The sequence below is a fragment of the Collinsella sp. Sow4_D11 genome (genome assembly GCF_052116465.1).
Classification (GTDB): domain Bacteria; phylum Actinomycetota; class Coriobacteriia; order Coriobacteriales; family Coriobacteriaceae; genus Collinsella.
Map to the genome: position 1 here is coordinate 1 of NZ_JBQKLA010000052.1, position 2,399 is coordinate 2,399.

The 2,399-nt window shown below is 67.0% G+C and carries 2 protein-coding genes and 1 pseudogene; 2 read left to right on the top strand and 1 reads right to left on the bottom strand.

Annotation, left to right across the window (positions count from 1 at the left end; all coding sequences use genetic code 11):
- Both ACTQ40_RS10375 and ACTQ40_RS10380 read left to right on the top strand, forming a co-directional pair.
- Positions 1-383: pseudogene (locus ACTQ40_RS10375) on the top strand (amino acid:proton antiporter); the annotation flags it as partial.
- Between the two features lie 306 nt (positions 384-689).
- Entirely contained in the window at positions 690-1,895 is a 1,206-nt protein-coding gene (locus tag ACTQ40_RS10380; RefSeq protein ID WP_320772223.1) for an agmatine deiminase family protein, read from the top strand.
- 189 nt (positions 1,896-2,084) lie between these two features.
- On the opposite strand, the gene ACTQ40_RS10385 is transcribed toward ACTQ40_RS10380, so the two are convergent.
- A partial coding sequence (locus ACTQ40_RS10385) for a hypothetical protein (RefSeq protein WP_441564104.1) occupies positions 2,085-2,399 on the bottom strand: 315 nt, incomplete at its 5' end.

The following is a 2,399-nucleotide window of genomic DNA, read 5'->3' on the forward strand; positions in this document are numbered from 1 at the left end:
ACGGCGTCTTCTGGATGCTCTTCGGCACCTCCGTCGTCTTCCTGCTGCTCACCTACATCCCGATGTTCCCGGCGTTCCTCAACCTCCGCAAGAACGACCCGAACCGCGAGCGCATCTTCACGTTCCCGTTCAAGGGCGCGATGATGAAGGTCATGCTGGCCATCCCCTGCATCGAGCTGATCCTGGCCATCGTCGCGACGCTGGCACCGTTCTCCGCCGCCGAGATCGGCGAGAAGGTCCCGATGATCGTCATCTTCATCGTGCTCGTGCTCATCGGCGAGGTCGTCCGCGTCGTCAGCGCCAAGGGCCGCGAGACCGAGTACAAGGGCCTCACCCCCGAGCTGGCCGCCCAGCGCCTCGCCGAGGAGGCCGAGGAGAACTAGGGCACCCGGTTCCGGGCACCCCGGCCTCTCCGGGGGCGTGCCCGGGCGACGGGTCCGCCAACCATCCCCCGGGGCGGGTGCGGGCGATAGCTCCGGCAGCCGCCGACCGCCCCGACCCCTCTCCCGTATCCCTCGTGCGTCCCGTCTCCGCGCACCTGGCTACGTCGTCGCCCGCCGGTGCGACCCCGTGAAAACCGGCGCCGGGCGCCCCGACCTCTGCCGGGGGACGGGCGCCCGCCATCTCTTGGTCCTAGGCCGCGGGCAGCCCGCCCGCGGCAGACGATCGTCCGGTTTGGAGGAAATCTTATGCGTACGATCACCGAGTCCGAGTCCACCCCGAGGGCCGACGGCTTCTTCATGCCCGCCGAGTTCGCCCCCCAGGACCGCGTGTGGATAGGCTGGCCCCACCGCACCGACACCTGGGCCCACGGCGCCAAGCCCGCCCAGAAGCAGTATGCCGCCATCGCCCGCGCCATCTCCGAGTTCACCCCGGTCTACATGTGCGCCAACCAGGTCGACTACGCCAACTGCAAGGCCGTCTTCGAGAACGACGAGAACGTCACCGTCGTCGAGATGACCACCGACGACGCCTGGTTCCGCGACACCGGCGCCACCTACGTCATCAACGGCAAGGGCGAGAAGCGCGCCAACCACTGGCACTTCAACGGCTACGGCGGCCTCATCGACGGCCTCTACTTCCCGTGGGACAAGGACGAGCAGATCGCCCTCAAGATGGCCGAGCTCTCCGGCTGCCGCCGCTACCGTCCCGACGACATGATCCTCGAGGGCGGCTCCATCACCGTCGACGGCGAGGGCACCCTCGTCGTCACCGACCAGTGCCTCCTGTCCCCCGGCCGCACCTGCTCCGCGGTGCTCGAGGAGGAGGAGGACCCCGAGTCCCTCTGGCCCAAGTACCGCAAGAAGTTCGAGCCCTGGAGCGAGGAGCTTCGCGGGTACATGACCGAGCACCTCAAGGACTACCTCGGCGTCGAGAAGGTCATCTGGGTCAAGGAGGGCATCGACCCCGAGGAGACCAACGGCCACATCGACGACGTCGCCACCTTCATCGCCCCGGGCGTCATGGTCTGCATCTGGACCGACGACCCCGAGTACCCGTTCTACGAGCAGTGCCACGCCGCCTACGAGACCCTCTCCAACGCGGTTGACGCCAAGGGCCGCAAGCTGAAGGTCTACAAGCTCTGCATGCCCGTGAAGCCGCTGTACATGGACCAGGCCTCCTGCGACACCATCGACGCCGACGAGAACGCCGAGCCGCGCGTCCCTGACGAGCCGCTGATCGCCTCCTACATGAACTACCTCGTGACCAACCACGGCGTCATCGTCCCGCAGTACGGCGACGAGAACGACCAGCTGGCCGTCGACACGCTCCAGGAGATCTACGACGAGGTCTGGGGCGAGGGCGTCTACAAGTGCGTGGGCGTCAAGTCCGACCAGGTCGTCTACGGCGGCGGCAACATCCACTGCATCACGCAGCAGGAGCCGTCCGCCTAATAGCCCGGCTTGCCGGGGCGCGGCGCCCCTCTTTCACGGGAGTCCGCCGCACCCCGGAGGCCCGGGCGGCCGGGCGAACGGGGCCGCCTGGCCGGCCGGCCGGGCTTTCCCCCGGCGCTCCGCTGCCTCCACGCCGGAGCGCCCCTCCCCTTCGATTGGATACCCGCCTGGCCTGGGACCTATCGCGGGTTAGGCCAATTGTTCGCTTGGATATCCCAGGTCAGACGCGTATCCAATTGCCGAAAGTTCCCGGTCGTATGCGCGGCCGTCTTGATCGGAGTGTCCATGTACCAGCGTATCGTCATCTACACGCGCCTGTTCCGCGAGCGTTGGTCCAACAATTGCATCCCTTCTTCTCCTTGGGATGGCACCTGCACCGGTGACGCGGCCCGCAACCCTGCCTTGGGCTGCGCCTTCGGTGCAGATGCCATCTTTTTTGCTGTAGGGGGAGCGTGCCATGGCAGGTAAAAAGTTCTCCCTGTTCGAGGTCATCCTCTCGGTTAT

What these genes read in the sequence shown, in the direction of transcription:
- ACTQ40_RS10380 (WP_320772223.1), top strand. Translation starts at nt 690, where the DNA reads ATGCGTACGATCACCGAGTCCGAGTCCACCCCGAGGGCCGACGGCTTC.